The 15,299-nt window shown below is 67.3% G+C and carries 14 protein-coding genes; 13 read left to right on the forward strand and 1 reads right to left on the reverse strand.

The window, feature by feature from the left end:
- Positions 1 to 2: 2 nt before the first annotated feature.
- From VG556_RS02375 to flgL, 4 genes are read left to right on the forward strand one after another with little or no spacing between them, the layout of a single operon-like run.
- Complete coding sequence (locus tag VG556_RS02375) at positions 3 to 1,139, forward strand: flagellar basal body P-ring protein FlgI (RefSeq protein ID WP_100450008.1); 1,137 nt, start codon at positions 3 to 5, stop codon at positions 1,137 to 1,139.
- A gap of 1 nt (position 1,140) precedes the next feature.
- Complete coding sequence (gene flgJ / locus VG556_RS02380) at positions 1,141 to 2,340, forward strand: flagellar assembly peptidoglycan hydrolase FlgJ (RefSeq protein ID WP_049408312.1); 1,200 nt, start codon at positions 1,141 to 1,143, stop codon at positions 2,338 to 2,340.
- A gap of 8 nt (positions 2,341 to 2,348) precedes the next feature.
- Positions 2,349 to 4,229 (forward strand): flagellar hook-associated protein FlgK, encoded by a 1,881-nt coding sequence (flgK, locus tag VG556_RS02385; protein ID WP_049439354.1) that lies wholly within the window; start codon positions 2,349 to 2,351, stop codon positions 4,227 to 4,229.
- Positions 4,226 to 5,428, forward strand: a complete 1,203-nt coding sequence (flgL, locus tag VG556_RS02390) for a flagellar hook-associated protein FlgL (RefSeq protein ID WP_014647057.1) — start codon at positions 4,226 to 4,228, stop codon at positions 5,426 to 5,428. The genes flgK and flgL overlap by 4 nt, the downstream gene beginning before the upstream one ends.
- Positions 5,429 to 5,441: 13 nt before the next feature.
- Here the strand turns inward: flgL and VG556_RS02395 are convergent, their stop codons facing one another.
- Positions 5,442 to 5,633: a hypothetical protein gene (locus VG556_RS02395; RefSeq protein ID WP_032961914.1), complete on the reverse strand. Its 192-nt coding sequence runs from the start codon at positions 5,631 to 5,633 to the stop codon at positions 5,442 to 5,444.
- A 194-nt stretch (positions 5,634 to 5,827) separates the two neighbouring features.
- On the opposite strand from VG556_RS02395, the gene VG556_RS02400 reads away from it, so the two are divergent.
- The 9 genes from VG556_RS02400 to rpoN all read left to right on the forward strand — a co-directional run bounded on the left by VG556_RS02400 (position 5,828) and on the right by rpoN (position 15,289).
- The gene (locus tag VG556_RS02400) at positions 5,828 to 7,045 is read left to right on the forward strand and encodes a flagellin (RefSeq protein WP_032961916.1); all 1,218 of its coding nucleotides are present in this window, start codon (positions 5,828 to 5,830) and stop codon (positions 7,043 to 7,045) included.
- Between the two features lie 72 nt (positions 7,046 to 7,117).
- Entirely contained in the window at positions 7,118 to 8,302 is a 1,185-nt protein-coding gene (locus VG556_RS02405) for a flagellin (protein ID WP_005413266.1), read from the forward strand.
- 86 nt (positions 8,303 to 8,388) lie between these two features.
- Complete coding sequence (locus tag VG556_RS02410) at positions 8,389 to 9,567, forward strand: flagellin (protein WP_014647055.1); 1,179 nt, start codon at positions 8,389 to 8,391, stop codon at positions 9,565 to 9,567.
- A gap of 441 nt (positions 9,568 to 10,008) precedes the next feature.
- Positions 10,009 to 11,424, forward strand: a complete 1,416-nt coding sequence (gene fliD / locus VG556_RS02415; RefSeq protein ID WP_014647054.1) for a flagellar filament capping protein FliD — start codon at positions 10,009 to 10,011, stop codon at positions 11,422 to 11,424.
- Between the two features lie 127 nt (positions 11,425 to 11,551).
- Positions 11,552 to 11,968: a flagellar export chaperone FliS gene (gene fliS, locus VG556_RS02420; RefSeq protein ID WP_005416447.1), complete on the forward strand. Its 417-nt coding sequence runs from the start codon at positions 11,552 to 11,554 to the stop codon at positions 11,966 to 11,968.
- Entirely contained in the window at positions 11,965 to 12,258 is a 294-nt protein-coding gene (locus VG556_RS02425) for a hypothetical protein (protein WP_100450007.1), read from the forward strand. The genes fliS and VG556_RS02425 overlap by 4 nt, the downstream gene beginning before the upstream one ends.
- The gene (locus tag VG556_RS02430) at positions 12,255 to 12,833 is read left to right on the forward strand and encodes a PilZ domain-containing protein (protein WP_014647052.1); all 579 of its coding nucleotides are present in this window, start codon (positions 12,255 to 12,257) and stop codon (positions 12,831 to 12,833) included. The genes VG556_RS02425 and VG556_RS02430 overlap by 4 nt, the downstream gene beginning before the upstream one ends.
- A gap of 92 nt (positions 12,834 to 12,925) precedes the next feature.
- Complete coding sequence (locus tag VG556_RS02435; RefSeq protein ID WP_032959406.1) at positions 12,926 to 13,558, forward strand: response regulator; 633 nt, start codon at positions 12,926 to 12,928, stop codon at positions 13,556 to 13,558.
- Between the two features lie 321 nt (positions 13,559 to 13,879).
- Positions 13,880 to 15,289 (forward strand): RNA polymerase factor sigma-54, encoded by a 1,410-nt coding sequence (gene rpoN / locus VG556_RS02440; protein ID WP_049419501.1) that lies wholly within the window; start codon positions 13,880 to 13,882, stop codon positions 15,287 to 15,289.
- The last annotated feature ends 10 nt before the right edge of the window (positions 15,290 to 15,299 follow it).

A 15,299-nucleotide genomic window follows, 5' to 3' on the forward strand; every position in this document is an offset into this window, starting at 1 on the left:
GTATGGCCATGAAACTCCTCCCCTCTTCTTCCTGGCATCGCCGCGTGGCGTCGTTCGTCGCGCTGATGCTGCTGGTCGTGGCAGCCCCGGCCAGCGCCGAGCGCATCAAGGACCTGGCCCAGGTCGGCGGCGTGCGTGGTAACGCCCTGGTGGGCTACGGCCTGGTGGTCGGCCTGGATGGCAGCGGCGACCGCACCAGCCAGGCGCCCTTCACCGTGCAGAGCCTGAAGAACCTGCTCGGCGAGCTGGGCGTGAACGTACCGGCCAACGTCAATCCGCAGCTGAAGAATGTTGCGGCCGTCGCGATCCATGCCGAGCTGCCGCCGTTCGCCAAGCCGGGCCAGCCGATCGACATCACCGTGTCGTCGATCGGCAACGCCGTCTCGCTGCGCGGCGGCTCGCTGCTGATGGCCCCGCTGCGCGGCGCCGATGGCCAGATCTATGCGATCGCGCAGGGCAACCTGATCGTCGGCGGCTTTGGTGCGCAGGGCAAGGATGGTTCGCGGGTTTCGGTGAACGTACCGAGCGTGGGCCGCATTCCCAATGGCGCCACGGTCGAGCGTGCCCTGCCCGACCCGCTGGCCAATGGCGGCGACATCACGCTGAACCTGCACAACAACGATTTCACCACCGTTTCGCGCATGGTCGCCGCACTCAACAACGCGTTCGGCGAAGGCGCCGCGCGTGCGGTCGACGGCGTGACCGTGGCCGTGACTGCGCCGACCGATCCGGGCGCACGCATCGGCCTGCTGGCCCGCATCGAGAACCTGGAGCTGACCCCGGGCAGCGCCCCGGCCAAGGTCGTGGTCAATTCCCGCACCGGCACCGTGGTCATCGGCCAGCAGGTGCGGGTCGGCCCTGCCGCGATCTCGCATGGTTCGCTGACGGTGACGATCCAGGAGAACACCAACGTCAGCCAACCCAATGCCTTGTCCGGTGGCCTTACCGTGGCCAGCCCACAGTCGACCATCACCGCCACCAACGACGGCAGCCGCATGTTCAAGTTCAGCGGCGGCACCACCCTGGACGAGATCGTGCACGCGGTGAACGCCGTGGGCGCGGCGCCGGGCGACCTGATCGCGATCCTGGAAGCCCTGAAGCAGGCCGGCGCATTGAGTGCCGAGCTCGAGGTGATCTGACATGCGCATCAATCCCGCATTCGACCTGCACCCGGCGCAGCAGAACGACCCGGCGAAGATCGACAAGGTCGCACGCCAGCTGGAAGGCCAGTTCGCACAGATGCTGGTCAAGAGCATGCGTGATGCCAGTTTCGGCGACTCGCTGTTTCCCGGCGAGAACAAGATGTTCCGCGACATGTACGACCAGAAGATCGCCGAGGCGATGACCCGCGGCAAGGGGCTGGGCCTGTCCGGCATGATCAGCCGCCAGCTGTCCGGCCAGGCCGCCGACGGCCCCGCGCTGGATACCCGCGTGGATCCGGCCAAGGCCAGCCGCGCCTACCAGCTCAACGCGCCGGACAAGCCGGCACCGTCGCTGCCGTTGGAAGATGGCAGCCAGGCCGTGCGCATGCTGCAGCAGATGGCGGCCGGCGCACAGCACGGCGCGCAGGCCGCGCTGGCACCGATGGAACAGGCACTGGACCTGATCGCCGGTCGCGAAAGCAGCAGCCTGCACCGCTCGCTGGGCACCGAGGATCCGTACATCGGCAACCTGCAGGGCGAGGACTGGTCCACCAACAACGACCAGTGGTCGGCGACGGCCAGCAACCGCGGTACGGCCATGAGCCAGGCCGATGCGATGGCTACCCGCACCGCCGTGGCCCAGCTGGGGCCGCACACGCCGGAAGGTTTCGTCGCCAGCATCTGGCAGCACGCGCAGAGCGCGGCCAGGGAACTGGGCGTGGATGCCCGTGCGCTGGTCGCCCAGGCCGCGTTGGAAACCGGCTGGGGCAAGCGCCACATCCGCCAGTCCGACGGCAGTACCTCGCACAATCTGTTCGGCATCAAGGCCACCGGCTGGAGCGGCCAGCGCGTTGCAGCCGGCACCCACGAATACGTGGATGGCGTGCGCCGCAACGAAACCGCCAGCTTCCGTGCCTACAGCTCGCCGGCCGAAAGCTTCGCCGACTACGTGCGCCTGCTGAAGACCAGCCCGCGCTACCAGCAGGCCCTGCAGGCCGGCACCGACGTGCAGGGCTTCGCCCGTGGACTTCAGCGCGCCGGCTATGCCACCGACCCGCGCTATGCGGCCAAGATCGCCGCGATCGCCGGTGGCCCGACCATCGAGCGTGCCGTAGCGGCCGTGACCGACGCCGGCGCGCGCCTTGGCCAGACCTTCGCCAGCACCGCGACCGCGGCGCTGGGTATCACCCGTCGTTGAGGAACCCCATGTCCAGCGTACTTTCCACCGGTACCGGTGCCCTGCTCGCCTTCCAGCGTGCGTTGGCGACCACCAGCCACAACGTGGCCAACCTCAATACGCCCGGCTACAGCCGGCAGAAGGTCAACTTCGCTACCGCCGACCCGCAGAACTACGGCTATGGCACGGTCGGCAACGGCACCCGGATCACTGACATCCGCCGCACGGCCGACCAGCTGGCGATCTCGCGCCTGCTCGACAGCAGCGGTGAACTGGCGCGCCTGAAACAGCTTTCGGGCATGGCCGACCGGGTCAACGCGCTGTTCTCCGATGCGGCCACCAATGTGGCCGGCGTCTGGTCGAACTTCTTCGATTCGGTCAGTGGCCTGTCGTCCAACGCGGCCGGCACCGCCGACCGCCAGAACATGCTCGACGGCGGCAAGGCCTTGGCCAACCGCTTCGTGCAGCTCAACACGCACTTGAACAACCTCAACAGCGAGGTCAACAACGGCCTGCTGGCCGGTGCCACCGAGGTCAACCGCCTGGCGCAGGAAATCGCGCAGATCAACGGCGCCATCGGCACCAACGTCGCCACCGCGGCGCCCGATCTGCTCGACCGCCGCGACCAGCTGATCACCCAGCTGATCGGCTACACCGGTGGCACGGCGGTGATCCAGGACGGCGGCATCATGAATGTCTACACCGCCGGCGGCAACGCGCTGGTGGTGGGTACCACGGCGACCAAGGTCACCACCGTGGCCGACCCGTACCAGCCCGAGCGCCTGCAGCTGGCGCTGGAGACCCAGGGCAACACCATCCGCCTCGACCCGAAGGCGGTCGGCGGCCAGATCGGTGGCCTGCTGGAATTCCGCGACACCGTGCTGACCCCTGCCCAGGCTGAACTGGGCAAGCTGGCGGTGGGCCTGGCCGAGAGCTTCAACCAGGCGCACCACCAGGGCGTGGACCTGTATGGCCAGCTGGGCGGGGACTTCTTCACCATCGGCAACCCGCGCGTCACCGGCAACAACAGCAATACCGGCACCGCCAGCCTCAGCGCAACCTACGGCGACCTGGGCAAGCTGGACGCGCAGAACGTGGTGCTGCAGTTCGATGGCACCAACTGGAAGGCCAGCCGCGCCGACACCGGCGCCAGCATCCCGCTGACCGGCACCGGCACCGCCGCCGATCCGCTGGTGATCAACGGCGTCAAGCTGGTCGTCGGCGGTACGCCGGCTGCAAATGACCGCTTCCTGCTGCAGCCGACCGCGGGCGTGGCCGGCAGCATGGAAGTGGCAATCACCGATCCGTCGCGCATCGCCGCCGCTGCAGCGGTGAAGGGCGCGGCCGCCACCGCCAACACCGGTACCGGCAAGCTGAGCGGTGTCACCGTCACCGATTCGACCAACGCCAACCTGCGCAATCCGTCGGCGATCGTGTTCACCTCGGCCACCACCTACACCATCGACGGTGGGCCGCCGCAGACCTACACGCCCGGCCAGACCATCAGCGCCAACGGCTGGAGCTTCGTGCTGGACGGTGCACCGAAGGTGGGCGATACCTTCAACATCACCCCGACCCCGGCTGGTTCGTCGGACAACAGCAACGCGTCGAAACTGGCCAAGGTGGAAAGCGCGAAGGCGTTCAACGCCGGAACGGTGACACTGAACGGCGCGCTGGGTGGCCTGACCACCCAGGTCGGCGCCGCCGCCCGCTCGGCCGAGTACTCGCTCGACGCGCAGCTGGTGATCAATGACAAGGCGCAGGAAGCCCGCGACGAAGTCTCCGGCGTGAACCTGGACGAGGAAGCGGCGGACATGCTGCGCCTGCAGCAGGCCTACCAGGCCGCCTCGCAGCTGATCTCGACCGCCGACAGCATGTTCCAGACCATCCTGGGAGCCGTCCGCCGATGAGCAGCCGCATCTCCACCAGCATGATGTTCAACCAGTCGGTGTCGCTGATGATGGCCAAGCAGGCCAAGCTCAGCCACCTGGAGCAGCAGATTGCCACCGGCAGCAAGATCGTCAGCGCCAAGGACGATCCGGTTGCCGCCGGCACTGCGGTCGGCCTTGACCGCAGCCTGGCTGCACTGGACCGCATGAAGCTCAATGCCGGCAACGTGCAGAACCGCCTGGGCGTGCAGGAAAACACCCTGGCACAGGTCAACGACCTGATGGCACGCGTCAACGATCTGACCATCCAGGCCAGCAACCCGGCGCTGAGCGCGGCGGACAAGAAGACGCTGATCACCGAGGTCAACCAGATACGCGACGGCCTGCTGTCGCTGGCCAACGCCGATGATGGCACCGGCCGCTACGTGTTCGGTGGCACCAACGACGGCGACCCGCCGTTTGCCAAGATCAACGGCAAAGTGGTCTACCGTGGCGACCAGACCCAGCGCCAGGTTGAAGTCGGTCCGGATACCTACGTGAAGGACGCGCTGCCCGGCAGCGAGATCTTCATGCGCATTCCCACCGGCGATGGCTTCGTCGACGGCAGCGCTGCGGCCGGCAACACCGGCAACGGCGTGCTCACCAACATCACCCGCGACGGCAGCGACAGCTGGAACGGCCAGGGCTTCAGCGTGCGCTTCACCACTGGCAACCAATACGAGGTGGTGGACGGTGCGGGCAACGTGACCGGAACCGGCACCTACAAGGCCGGCGACGATCTGGAAGTGAACGGTGTGCGCCTGCGCATCACCGGCGCACCGGCAGCGGGCGACAGCTTCAGCGTACAGGCCGCGAGCAGCCGCGACATCTTCTCCACCATGGACAACCTGGTGGCGGCGCTGGGTGCCGACACCGGTACCACCGCGCAGATGACCGCGCAGCAGAACCAGCTGCAGAGCGCACTGCGCGACGTGGCGCGCGCTTCCGAGCGGATGATCGATTCGCGTGCCGCAGGCGGTGCGCAGTTGAAGGCGCTGGACAATGCCGCCGACATGCGCGAGGCCAATGGCGTGACCCTGAAGACCACGCTGTCGCAGATGCGCGACCTGGATTACGCCGATGCGCTGAGCCAGTACCAGCTGCAGAGCACCGCGCTGCAGGCGGCGCAGACGATCTTCTCGCAGATGCAGTCGATGTCGCTGTTCAACAAGCTGCGCTGACGCGCCGCCCGCGTCAGTCCCGAAAGGCCGCGATGCCCTGCATCGCGGCCTTTTTCGTTTGCGCGCCTGCCCGCCGCTGCGCGGCCACCTGGCCGTCGCCGACCGATTTTCCGTGATTCTCCATCAAGCCCGGCCCGACCCCGCCGATACCTTCATCAGCGCTGGTCAGGCCCTGCCCGACCGCCCCTCCCGGGGCCGCTTCCACCCTGGCAACAGGGCTGAAAACCCCGGGAAAACAGCTTCAGGCAACGAATTCTGGCTTCAACGGAATTCACGGCTAAAGGTTGTTGACAAAGCGCCGTTATTCATTTGGCAACGGCGAAGCACACAGCCACACAAAAAAACAGGCGGCGCTTCGTTTCATTCACCAACGGGTTCCATATAAGAGGAGACGACCCCATGGCACAGGTAATCAACACCAATACGATGTCGCTCAACGCCCAGCGCAACCTGAGCACCAGCGGCAGCTCGCTCGCCACCACCATCCAGCGCCTCTCGTCCGGCCTGCGCATCAACAGCGCGAAGGACGACGCGGCCGGCCTGGCCATCAGCGAGCGCTTCACCACCCAGATCCGTGGTCTGGACGTGGCCATCCGCAACGCCAACGACGGCATCTCGCTGGCCCAGGTCGCCGAGGGTTCGCTGAACGAAGTCGGCAACAACCTGCAGCGCATCCGCGAACTGGGCGTGCAGGCTTCCAACGCCACCAATTCGGCCAGCGACCGCAAGGCCCTGCAGGCTGAAGTGACCCAGCTGGTCAGCGAGATCGACCGCGTCGCCAAGCAGGCCGACTTCAACGGCACCAAGCTGCTGGACGGCAGCTTCACCAGCCAGCTGTTCCAGGTGGGCGCCAACGCCGGCCAGGCCATCGCCATCAACAGCGTGGTCAACGCCAAGGCCGATTCGCTGGGCGCGGCCACCTTCGCCAACGGTTATACCGGCACCGCACTGGCGGTGGACAAGGCGACGGCCGACACCACCTACTCCGGCCTGCAGGTCTCGGTCACCCCGCCGGGCGGCACCGCCACCACGGTGACCATCAGCGACTTCACGGTGAAGGCCGGCGAATCGATCACCTCGGCCACCGCAGCGGCGATCAACAACAAGCTGGGTGAAACCGGCGTGGTTGCCTCGGTCAATGCCGGCGTCGTCAGCCTGGCCTCGGTCAAGGATGGCCAGACCTTCGCCCTGGGTGTCAGCGCGGCGACTCCGCCGGCCGGCGCCACCGCCGCGACCCTCGCCGGCCTGGGCCTGACCGAGACCAGCACCAACGGCGGCACCCTGACCGGTGCAGCGGCCAGCTTCGTCAAGGACCTGAACGTCACCACCGCCGAAGGCGCACAGAAGGCGATGTCGATCGTCGACAAGGCCCTGGAATCGGTCAACAGCGTCCGCGCCGACCTCGGCGCGATCCAGAACCGCTTCACCTCGGTGGTGGCCAACCTGCAGACCTCCTCGGAGAACCTGTCCGCGTCGCGCAGCCGCATCCGCGATACCGACTTCGCCAAGGAAACCGCCGAACTGACCCGCACCCAGATCCTGCAGCAGGCCGGTACGGCCATGCTGGCCCAGGCCAACCAGGTACCGCAGAACGTGCTCAGCCTGTTGCAGCGCTGACATGAGCCGCCCCCGGGGCACGTCGGGGGCGTCTAACCCAACTCACGTGCAACCGCTCAAGGACCTCTCCTCATGGCACAAGTCATCAACACCAATACGATGTCGTTGAATGCTCAGCGTAACCTGAGCACCAGCGGCAGCTCGCTGGCTACCACCATCCAGCGCCTGTCCTCCGGTTCGCGCATCAACAGCGCCAAGGACGACGCCGCCGGCCTGGCGATCTCCGAGCGCTTCGGCACGCAGATCCGCGGTACCGACGTCGCCATCCGCAATGCCAACGACGGCATCTCGCTGGCCCAGGTCGCCGAAGGTTCGCTGACCGAAATCGGCAACAACCTGCAGCGCGTCCGCGAGCTGTCGGTGCAGGCCTCCAACGCCACCAACTCGGCCAGCGACCGCAAGGCGCTGCAGGCCGAAGTGACCCAGCTGGTCTCGGAAATCGACCGCGTCGCCAAGCAGTCGGACTTCAACGGCACCAAGCTGCTGGACGGTTCGTTCTCCAGCCAGCTGTTCCAGGTCGGTGCCAACGCCGGCCAGGCCATCGCCATCGACAAGACCATCGATGCCAAGGCCAACGCCCTGGGCGGCGCCAAGTTCGATACCAACGCGCTGGCCCTGGCCGACCCGGGCACCAACGCTGATTTCAGCACCAGCGGCCTGCAGATCAATGGCGTTGCCATTGCCGATGTCTCGGTCAAGCAGGGCGCCGACGCCGCTGCCACCGGCAAGGCCTCGCGTGAAGCACTGGTGACCGCGATCAACGCCAAGATCGGCGAGACCGGCGTGTTCGCGGAAGTGAACGGCACCGCTGGCGTGACCCTGACCTCGGTCAAGGACAGCGTCAACGCCGATGGCTCGTTCAAGGCCATCACCGCGACCCCGGGCACCTGGACCGGCGCTACCGCGCCGACCTTCACCGCCTCGACGGCCGCGCCGGCCGCCAAGTACGCCAGCGACCTGGACGTCAGCACCGTGAAGGGTGCCCAGCAGGCGATGGAAATCGTCGACAAGGCCCTGGGTGCGATCAACAGCACCCGCGCCGACCTCGGTGCGATCCAGAACCGCTTCACCTCGGTCGTGGCCAACCTGCAGACCTCGTCGGAAAACCTGTCGGCGTCCCGCAGCCGCATCAAGGACACCGACTTCGCCAAGGAAACCGCCGAACTGACCCGCACCCAGATCCTGCAGCAGGCCGGTACGGCCATGCTGGCCCAGGCCAACCAGGTGCCGCAGGGCGTGCTCAGCCTGCTGCGCTGATCCGCTCGCTGATCGACCTCCGGGCGCCGCATGACGCGGCGCCCGGATCCTGAAACACGTTCCACCTTCGCCAAAGGAAAAGCACCATGGCACAAGTCATCAACACCAATACGATGTCCCTGAATGCTCAGCGCAACCTGAGCACCAGCGGCAGCTCGCTGGCTACCACCATCCAGCGCCTGTCCTCCGGTTCGCGCATCAACAGCGCCAAGGACGACGCCGCCGGCCTGGCGATCTCCGAGCGCTTCGGCACGCAGATCCGCGGTACCGACGTCGCCATCCGCAATGCCAACGACGGCATCTCGCTGGCCCAGGTCGCCGAAGGTTCGCTGACCGAAATCGGCAACAACCTGCAGCGCGTCCGCGAGCTGTCGGTGCAGGCCTCCAACGCCACCAACTCGGCCAGCGACCGCAAGGCGCTGCAGGCCGAAGTGACCCAGCTGGTCTCGGAAATCGACCGCGTCGCCAAGCAGTCGGACTTCAACGGCACCAAGCTGCTGGACGGCACCTTCTCCAGCCAGCTGTTCCAGGTCGGCGCCAATGCCGGCCAGGCCATCGCCATCGACAAGACCATCGATGCCAAGGCCGGCTCGCTGGGCACCTCGACCTTCGCCACCGGCGCGACTGCCGCCCTGGCTGCCAGCACCGACGGCGCCCGTTTCTCCGGCACCGTGATGGGCGTGGACATCGGCACGGTTGAAGTGAAGGCCGGCGCCACCACGGCCGATGCCTCCAAGGCCGTCGCCACCGCCATCAACGCCAAGATCGGCGAGGCCGGCATCTACGCCGAAGCCAATGCCGACGGCACCCTGAAGCTGAGCTCGGTGAAGGAAGGCAAGGCTGTCGCCGCCGCCGATATCGCCCTGATGCGCAGCGACTACGACGCGACCGCCAAGACCTGGGGCACCGCGGCAGCTGCGGGCGCCTACACTGCCGGCACCGATACCTCGGCCAACGTGCAGAAGCTGGACGTGAGCACCGTGCTCGGCGCCCAGCAGGCGCTGGAAGTGGTCGACAAGGCCCTGGGTGCGATCAACAGCACCCGCGCCGACCTCGGTGCGATCCAGAACCGCTTCACCTCGGTCGTGGCCAACCTGCAGACCTCGTCGGAAAACCTGTCGGCGTCGCGCAGCCGCATCAAGGACACCGACTTCGCCAAGGAAACCGCCGAACTGACCCGCACCCAGATCCTGCAGCAGGCCGGTACGGCCATGCTGGCCCAGGCCAACCAGGTGCCGCAGGGCGTGCTCAGCCTGCTGCGCTGATCCACGGCAAGAAGGCGCCGCTACCGTCGGATCGAACCGACGGTAGCGGCAACCGGGAAGCCACGATGCACGAAGGCGCGGGCCATGCCCGGCCCGGGATCACTCCCGAACCGGCTTGGCATCGCCCGCTCCTGCGGACCTCTCTTTCAGCGCTGTACCTTTGACTGTACGTACCGGGCGGCTTCGTCTCCCCCCGATTGTCAGTAGCCTGATCCCTCCCCTGCATTGGGGGAGGGCTTTTTGCAGACTCCCGGCAGCCCGCGGTGAACCTACCCGCACCCTGCCCCAGCCCTCCTGCAACCCGCGTGCCAGAACCCGCGCCAGGCGATTGGCACGGCACGTGCATCGACGAAGTCCTCAAGACCCAGCGGCGCAGGCCGCTATTTTCGTTGACGACGGGCCACCGCACGACGGCCGGGCCCGGATACCAGGAGAAACGACGTGGCAGACTTTGGATACGGTGGCATTGGCTCGGGACTGGATATTTCCAGCATCGTCAACCAGCTGGTCGCAGCTGACCGCAAGCCCGCCGACAATGCGCTGAACCTGCAGCAGTCCAAGGCCAAGATGCAGTTGTCGTCGATCGGCACCATCACCTCTGCTTTCGACAAGCTGAAGACGGCGCTGACCGCACTGAAGGCCACCACGGCGTTCGACACGCGCACGGTGACCGCCAGCAAGGGCGGCGACAAGGGCACCGACGAGATCCTGACGGCGTCGGTCGCGCTGTATGACGTTGGCACCACCAAGGCTGCGGCCTCCAACGGCACGCACGTGGTCAATGTCACCTCGCTGGCGACAGCGCACAAACTGATCGCCGATACCTCGGTACCCAAGACCGACACGTTTGCTGCCGGAACCTTGACGCTGACCGTTGGCGTGGGCGACAAGGCCAAGACCATGAACGTGGAGGTGGAGGACGGCGACACGCTGACCACCATCCGCAACAAGATCGATGCGGCCGGCCGCAAGGAAGGCGTGCAGGCCACCCTGATCAGCTCCGGCGACAACCAGTACCTGTCGATCGCCCAGGAGAAGACCGGTGCCGCCAACGCGATCAAGCTCGAATACGCCGGCAGCGACGCCAAACTGGGCGGCCTGGTCAACAGCCTCAAGCAGAACACCGCCGCCGCCGACGCCGAGCTGACCATCGATGGTGTGAAGGTCGTCAGCGCCAGCAACACCGTGGCCGATGCGGTTCCGGGCCTGACCCTGAACCTGAAGATGCCGGGCACCAGCACGGTGACCATCAGCACGGACACTGCGGCAGCCACCAAGGTGATGCAGGAGTTCGTCACCGCCTACAACGCTGCACTGGCCGCCATCAACACCGAAACCAAGTACGACGCCAAGACCAAGGAAGCCTCCACGCTGACCGGCGATGCGCAGATGCGCGGCGCCACCAGCCAGCTGCGCTCGGTGATGTCGAGCGTGCTCAAGGACCTGGCCGGTGACAAGCTCGATGCCAAGGCGATCGGCCTGGATACCCGTGGGTATCCCAATGCCGACGGCACGCTGATCCTGGACACCACCAAGTTCGCCGCCGCACTGGCCAGCCAGCCGGAGAAGATGCGCCAGGCGATCACCGGTGATACCGGCGGTGCCGGCAAGCTGTACACGCTGGTCGACGGCTATGTCAGCACCACGGTCGGCAAGGAAGGCGCCTTCGTTGCCCGCACCAAGGGCCTGAACACCACGCTGGACAACATCGACAAGCGCCGCAAGGACCTCGACACGCGCATGAAGAGCGTGGAAGAGCGCTACAAGAAGCAGTTCCTGGCGCTGGACAGCCTGATGGGCAAGCTGCAGCAGAGCAACACCGCGCTGCAGCAGCAGCTGGCCCAGTTGAACCGCTGACGGACATGCACGGCACTCAAGTTTGCCGCGCAATGCACCGATAACGGACGCAACAGCAATCATCGCCGCGCCGTCGGCACCGGTCCCCGCGATCACCCGACGGCACCCCGCGCAAGGAGAATCACGAATGTACGGTTCCAGCCGTCAATATGCCGAGCAGTACCGCCAGGTGGGGGTGACCAGTGCGGTCGCCGATGCCGATCCACACAAGCTGGTGGCGATGCTGCTGGCCGGCGCGCTGGAGCGCGTGCGCCGCGCCCTGGCCAGCCTTGAACGCGGTGACCAGGCCGGCAAGGGCAAGGCGATCGGCGAAGTCTGCGCGATCGTCGGCCACCTCAACGGCTCGCTGGACCATGAGGCCGGTGGCGAGATCGCCGGAAATCTGTCGGCACTCTATGACTACGTGCTGCAGCGCCTGACCGAGGCCAACCTGCACAACGACCGTGCCGCGCTGGATGAATCGCTGCAGCTGCTGGGCGAGATCGACAGCGCCTGGAACGCGATCCCGCACGAACAGCGCCGCCCGGCCGCGGTGGCGCCATGAGCCTGCAGGAACTGCATGCGCAGCTGGATGCCTTCGAGAAGGCACTGGGCGAAGAATCCCTCGACCAGGCCGACAGCCTGCTCGACGGCCACGACAGCACCCTGCACGCTCTGCTCAGCCAGCCGCTGACCGCTGCGGACCACGCGCCGCTGAGCGCCCTGTTCGAGCGCCAGCAGAGTCTGCTCGGCCTGCTGCGCCAGCGCCGTGATGCCGTGGCCGCACTGATGAACGACGGCCAGCGCTCCCTTCGCGCGGCGCATGCCTATCTGCAGGCAGAATCGCTGGCATGACCTCGCTGCCGACCACCTCGCTGCATCACCCGGCCGAAAGCGAGCTGTTCGACGAGACGCTCAGCTGCGAACTGGCCCTGCCGGCCGAGTTCCAGGCGGGCAGCGCGGCCGGCCGCACCAGCAGCGCCGAAGGCCTGCTGCGCAGCCTGGCACTGGTCGAGGACAGCCGCGGCGACGAGCACGACGAACGCAACGAAGCCAGCCTGCAGCTGCAGCGCCTGGAAGCCAAGCTGGACCTGGCGATGGTGCTGCTCGGCCGGCTGGTGCGCCAGCAGGGCCAGGAGCTGACCCTGCGCCCGGTGCGCTGGTCGCGCCGTGGCATCCGCCTGCAGCTGGGCCCGCGCAGTGGCGCAAGCCCCGGCCAGGCCGGCGTGGTGCGCCTGCAGCCCAGCGATTGGCTGCCCGACCACATCGACCTGCCGGTGGAGGTCGTCGCAGAAGCCGCCGACGGTAGCGGCGGGCACTTCCTGTGGCTGCGCTTCCAGCGTTTGGGCGATGGCCTGGAGATGGCGATGGAGCGGCACCTGTTCCGCCTGCACCGCCGCCAGGTGGCCGAGGCACGCCGCGCACGCTGAAACCCGCCCCCTTGGCGCTGTACGGCCGACCCTTGGCGCGCCCGTTCAGCTAAGTTAAGGTGGATGCCCCTACACGGATCTGCTGCGTGCCTGTGCGAGTTCTCATCGTCGACGATCACACCCTTGTCCGCGCCGGCCTGGCGCGGCTGCTGCAGGGGTTTGCCGACGTGCAGCTCGTGGCCGAGGCCAGCAACGCCGAACAGGCACTGCAACTGTCCCTGCAGCACGCACCGGATGTGGTGCTGATGGACCTCTCGCTGCCGGGCCGCACCGGCCTGGAAGCGCTCAGCGACATCCGCCTGCGTGCCCCCGGTACCCGGGTGGTGATGATGACCATGCACGACGATGCCGCCCACGTGCGCGATGCACTGGATCGTGGCGCGGTCGGGTTCGTGGTGAAGGACGCCGCACCGCAGGAACTGGAACTGGCACTGCGGGCCGCGCACGCCGGCCAGGTGTTCCTGAGCCCGCAGATCTCGGCCAAGATGCTGGCGCCGATGCTGGGCCGCGAGAAACCCACCGGCATCGCCGCACTCTCACCACGGCAGCGCGAGATCCTGCGCCGCATCGGCAAGGGCGAGAGCAACAAGGAAATCGCCGCCGATCTCGGCATCAGCGTCAAGACGGTGGAGACCCACCGCGCACGGATGATGGAATCGCTGGGCTGCCGCCGCGCCAATGACCTGCTGCTGCTGGCCGCGCGCCATCAGCACGAGCTCGAGTAAGCGCCGGTATCGGGGTCAGATCCCTTTCCCGTGGAAACGGATCTGACCCCGCGACACCCTGCGTTGGCGACGACATCCCGTCACCCCGACATTCCCTGACAGGAATCCGTGCCCCGACCGCCGCGCGCCCAGCGGCTTCGCCACCACAAATCAATGACTTGGCGACGCATTTCGTCAATTTCCCGCGTCGGTGTAGGGAATTCCCCTACACCCTGTCGGGAGTTCCACGAAATGCATCAGGAACCCCCCGATTCCGCCCCCGCCGGATCAAAAGCAAGATGCGTTCCACAAGGCGCCGGGGAGCGGTGCCGGGGAACCACGATGAAGGCTGCACTCTCGACCCAGCTGGGCCAGCAACTCCACCTCACCCCGCAACTGCTGCAGTCGATCCGGCTGCTGCAGCTCGATGGCCTGCACCTGGAGCAGGAAATCCAGCGCCTGCTGGACTCCAACCCGCTGCTGGAGATCGAGGAGGCCGAAGCGCCCGCTGCTGAAGCCACCGAAGCGAGCGCCACCACCCTCGACACCGCCGCCTTCGACGAGCTGCCCGAGCCGTCGATGTGGGATGTGGCCGGTGCCAATTGGCAGGACGGTGATGACGACCGCATGGCACGCATCGCCGCCGGCGAGTCGACCGACCCGCAGCTGCGCGTGCTGCAGCGCCTGGCGCTGGACATGGACGACCATCAGCTGGCGGTGGCCGCGTTCTGGCTGGACCACTGCGATGAAGCCGGCTACCTGCAGGCGCCGCTGGCCCAGCTGCAGCTGCTGGCCAGTGCCCAGTTCGACATCACCGCCGACGGCGTGGAAGCCATCCGCCAGCAGCTGCTGCATGGCGAACCCGCCGGCATGGCCGCGCAGGACCTGCGCGAAGGCCTGCAGGCGCAGCTGCGCAGCCTGCATGGCGTGGTGCCGGCCCGCCACCTGGCCGCACGCATTCTCGATGGCGCGCTCGACGCGCTCGCGGCCCACGACTACCCCGCCCTCGCCCGCCAGCACGACGCCGAGATCGACGACGTGCGCGAGGCGGTGCGCCTGATCCTCTCGCTGCAGCCGCGCCCGGGCGACAGCCTGCTGCCCGAACGCAACGCCGTGGTGGTGCCGGACGTGGTCGCCTGGCACGCTGATGGGCAGTGGAAGGTCGCACTGAACCCGGCCACCAGCCGCCGCGTGTCGATCAACAGCCAGTACGAACAGGCCCTGGCCGAGACCAGCGACGCCGCCCCGGCACTGCGCGAAATGCTGCAGGAGGCGCGCTGGTTCAGCCGCGGCCTGTCGATGCGCTACGACACCCTGCTGCGCACCGCGCGGGTGATCGTCGAGCGCCAGGCCGCCTTCCTGGTCCGTGGCGAAGAGGCCATGGCGCCGTTGACCCTGAAGGAAGTGGCCGAGGAGATCGGCATGCACGAGTCCACCGTCTCGCGCATCACCACCGGCAAGTTCCTGCAGACCCCGCGCGGCACCTTCGAACTGAAGCACTTCTTCGCCGTGCGCCTGGAAGGCGCCAGCGTCTCCGGCCAGGCGGTGAAGGCCATGGTCCGCCGCCTGATCGACGCCGAACCGGCCGGCCGCCCGCTGGCCGATGAGGCCATTGCCGGCCTGCTGTCACGCCAGGGGGTGAACATTGCCCGCCGAACCGTCGCAAAATACCGAGAACAACTGGATATCGCCCCGGCCCGCGAACGGCGCCGGCTCAGCGCCAGGCAACCCCAGCTGGCCCGGGTGGGCTGAAAAGGATGTT

The sequence above is a fragment of the Stenotrophomonas sp. CASM106 genome, from assembly GCF_049384825.1.
GTDB classification, from domain to species: domain Bacteria; phylum Pseudomonadota; class Gammaproteobacteria; order Xanthomonadales; family Xanthomonadaceae; genus Stenotrophomonas; species Stenotrophomonas muris.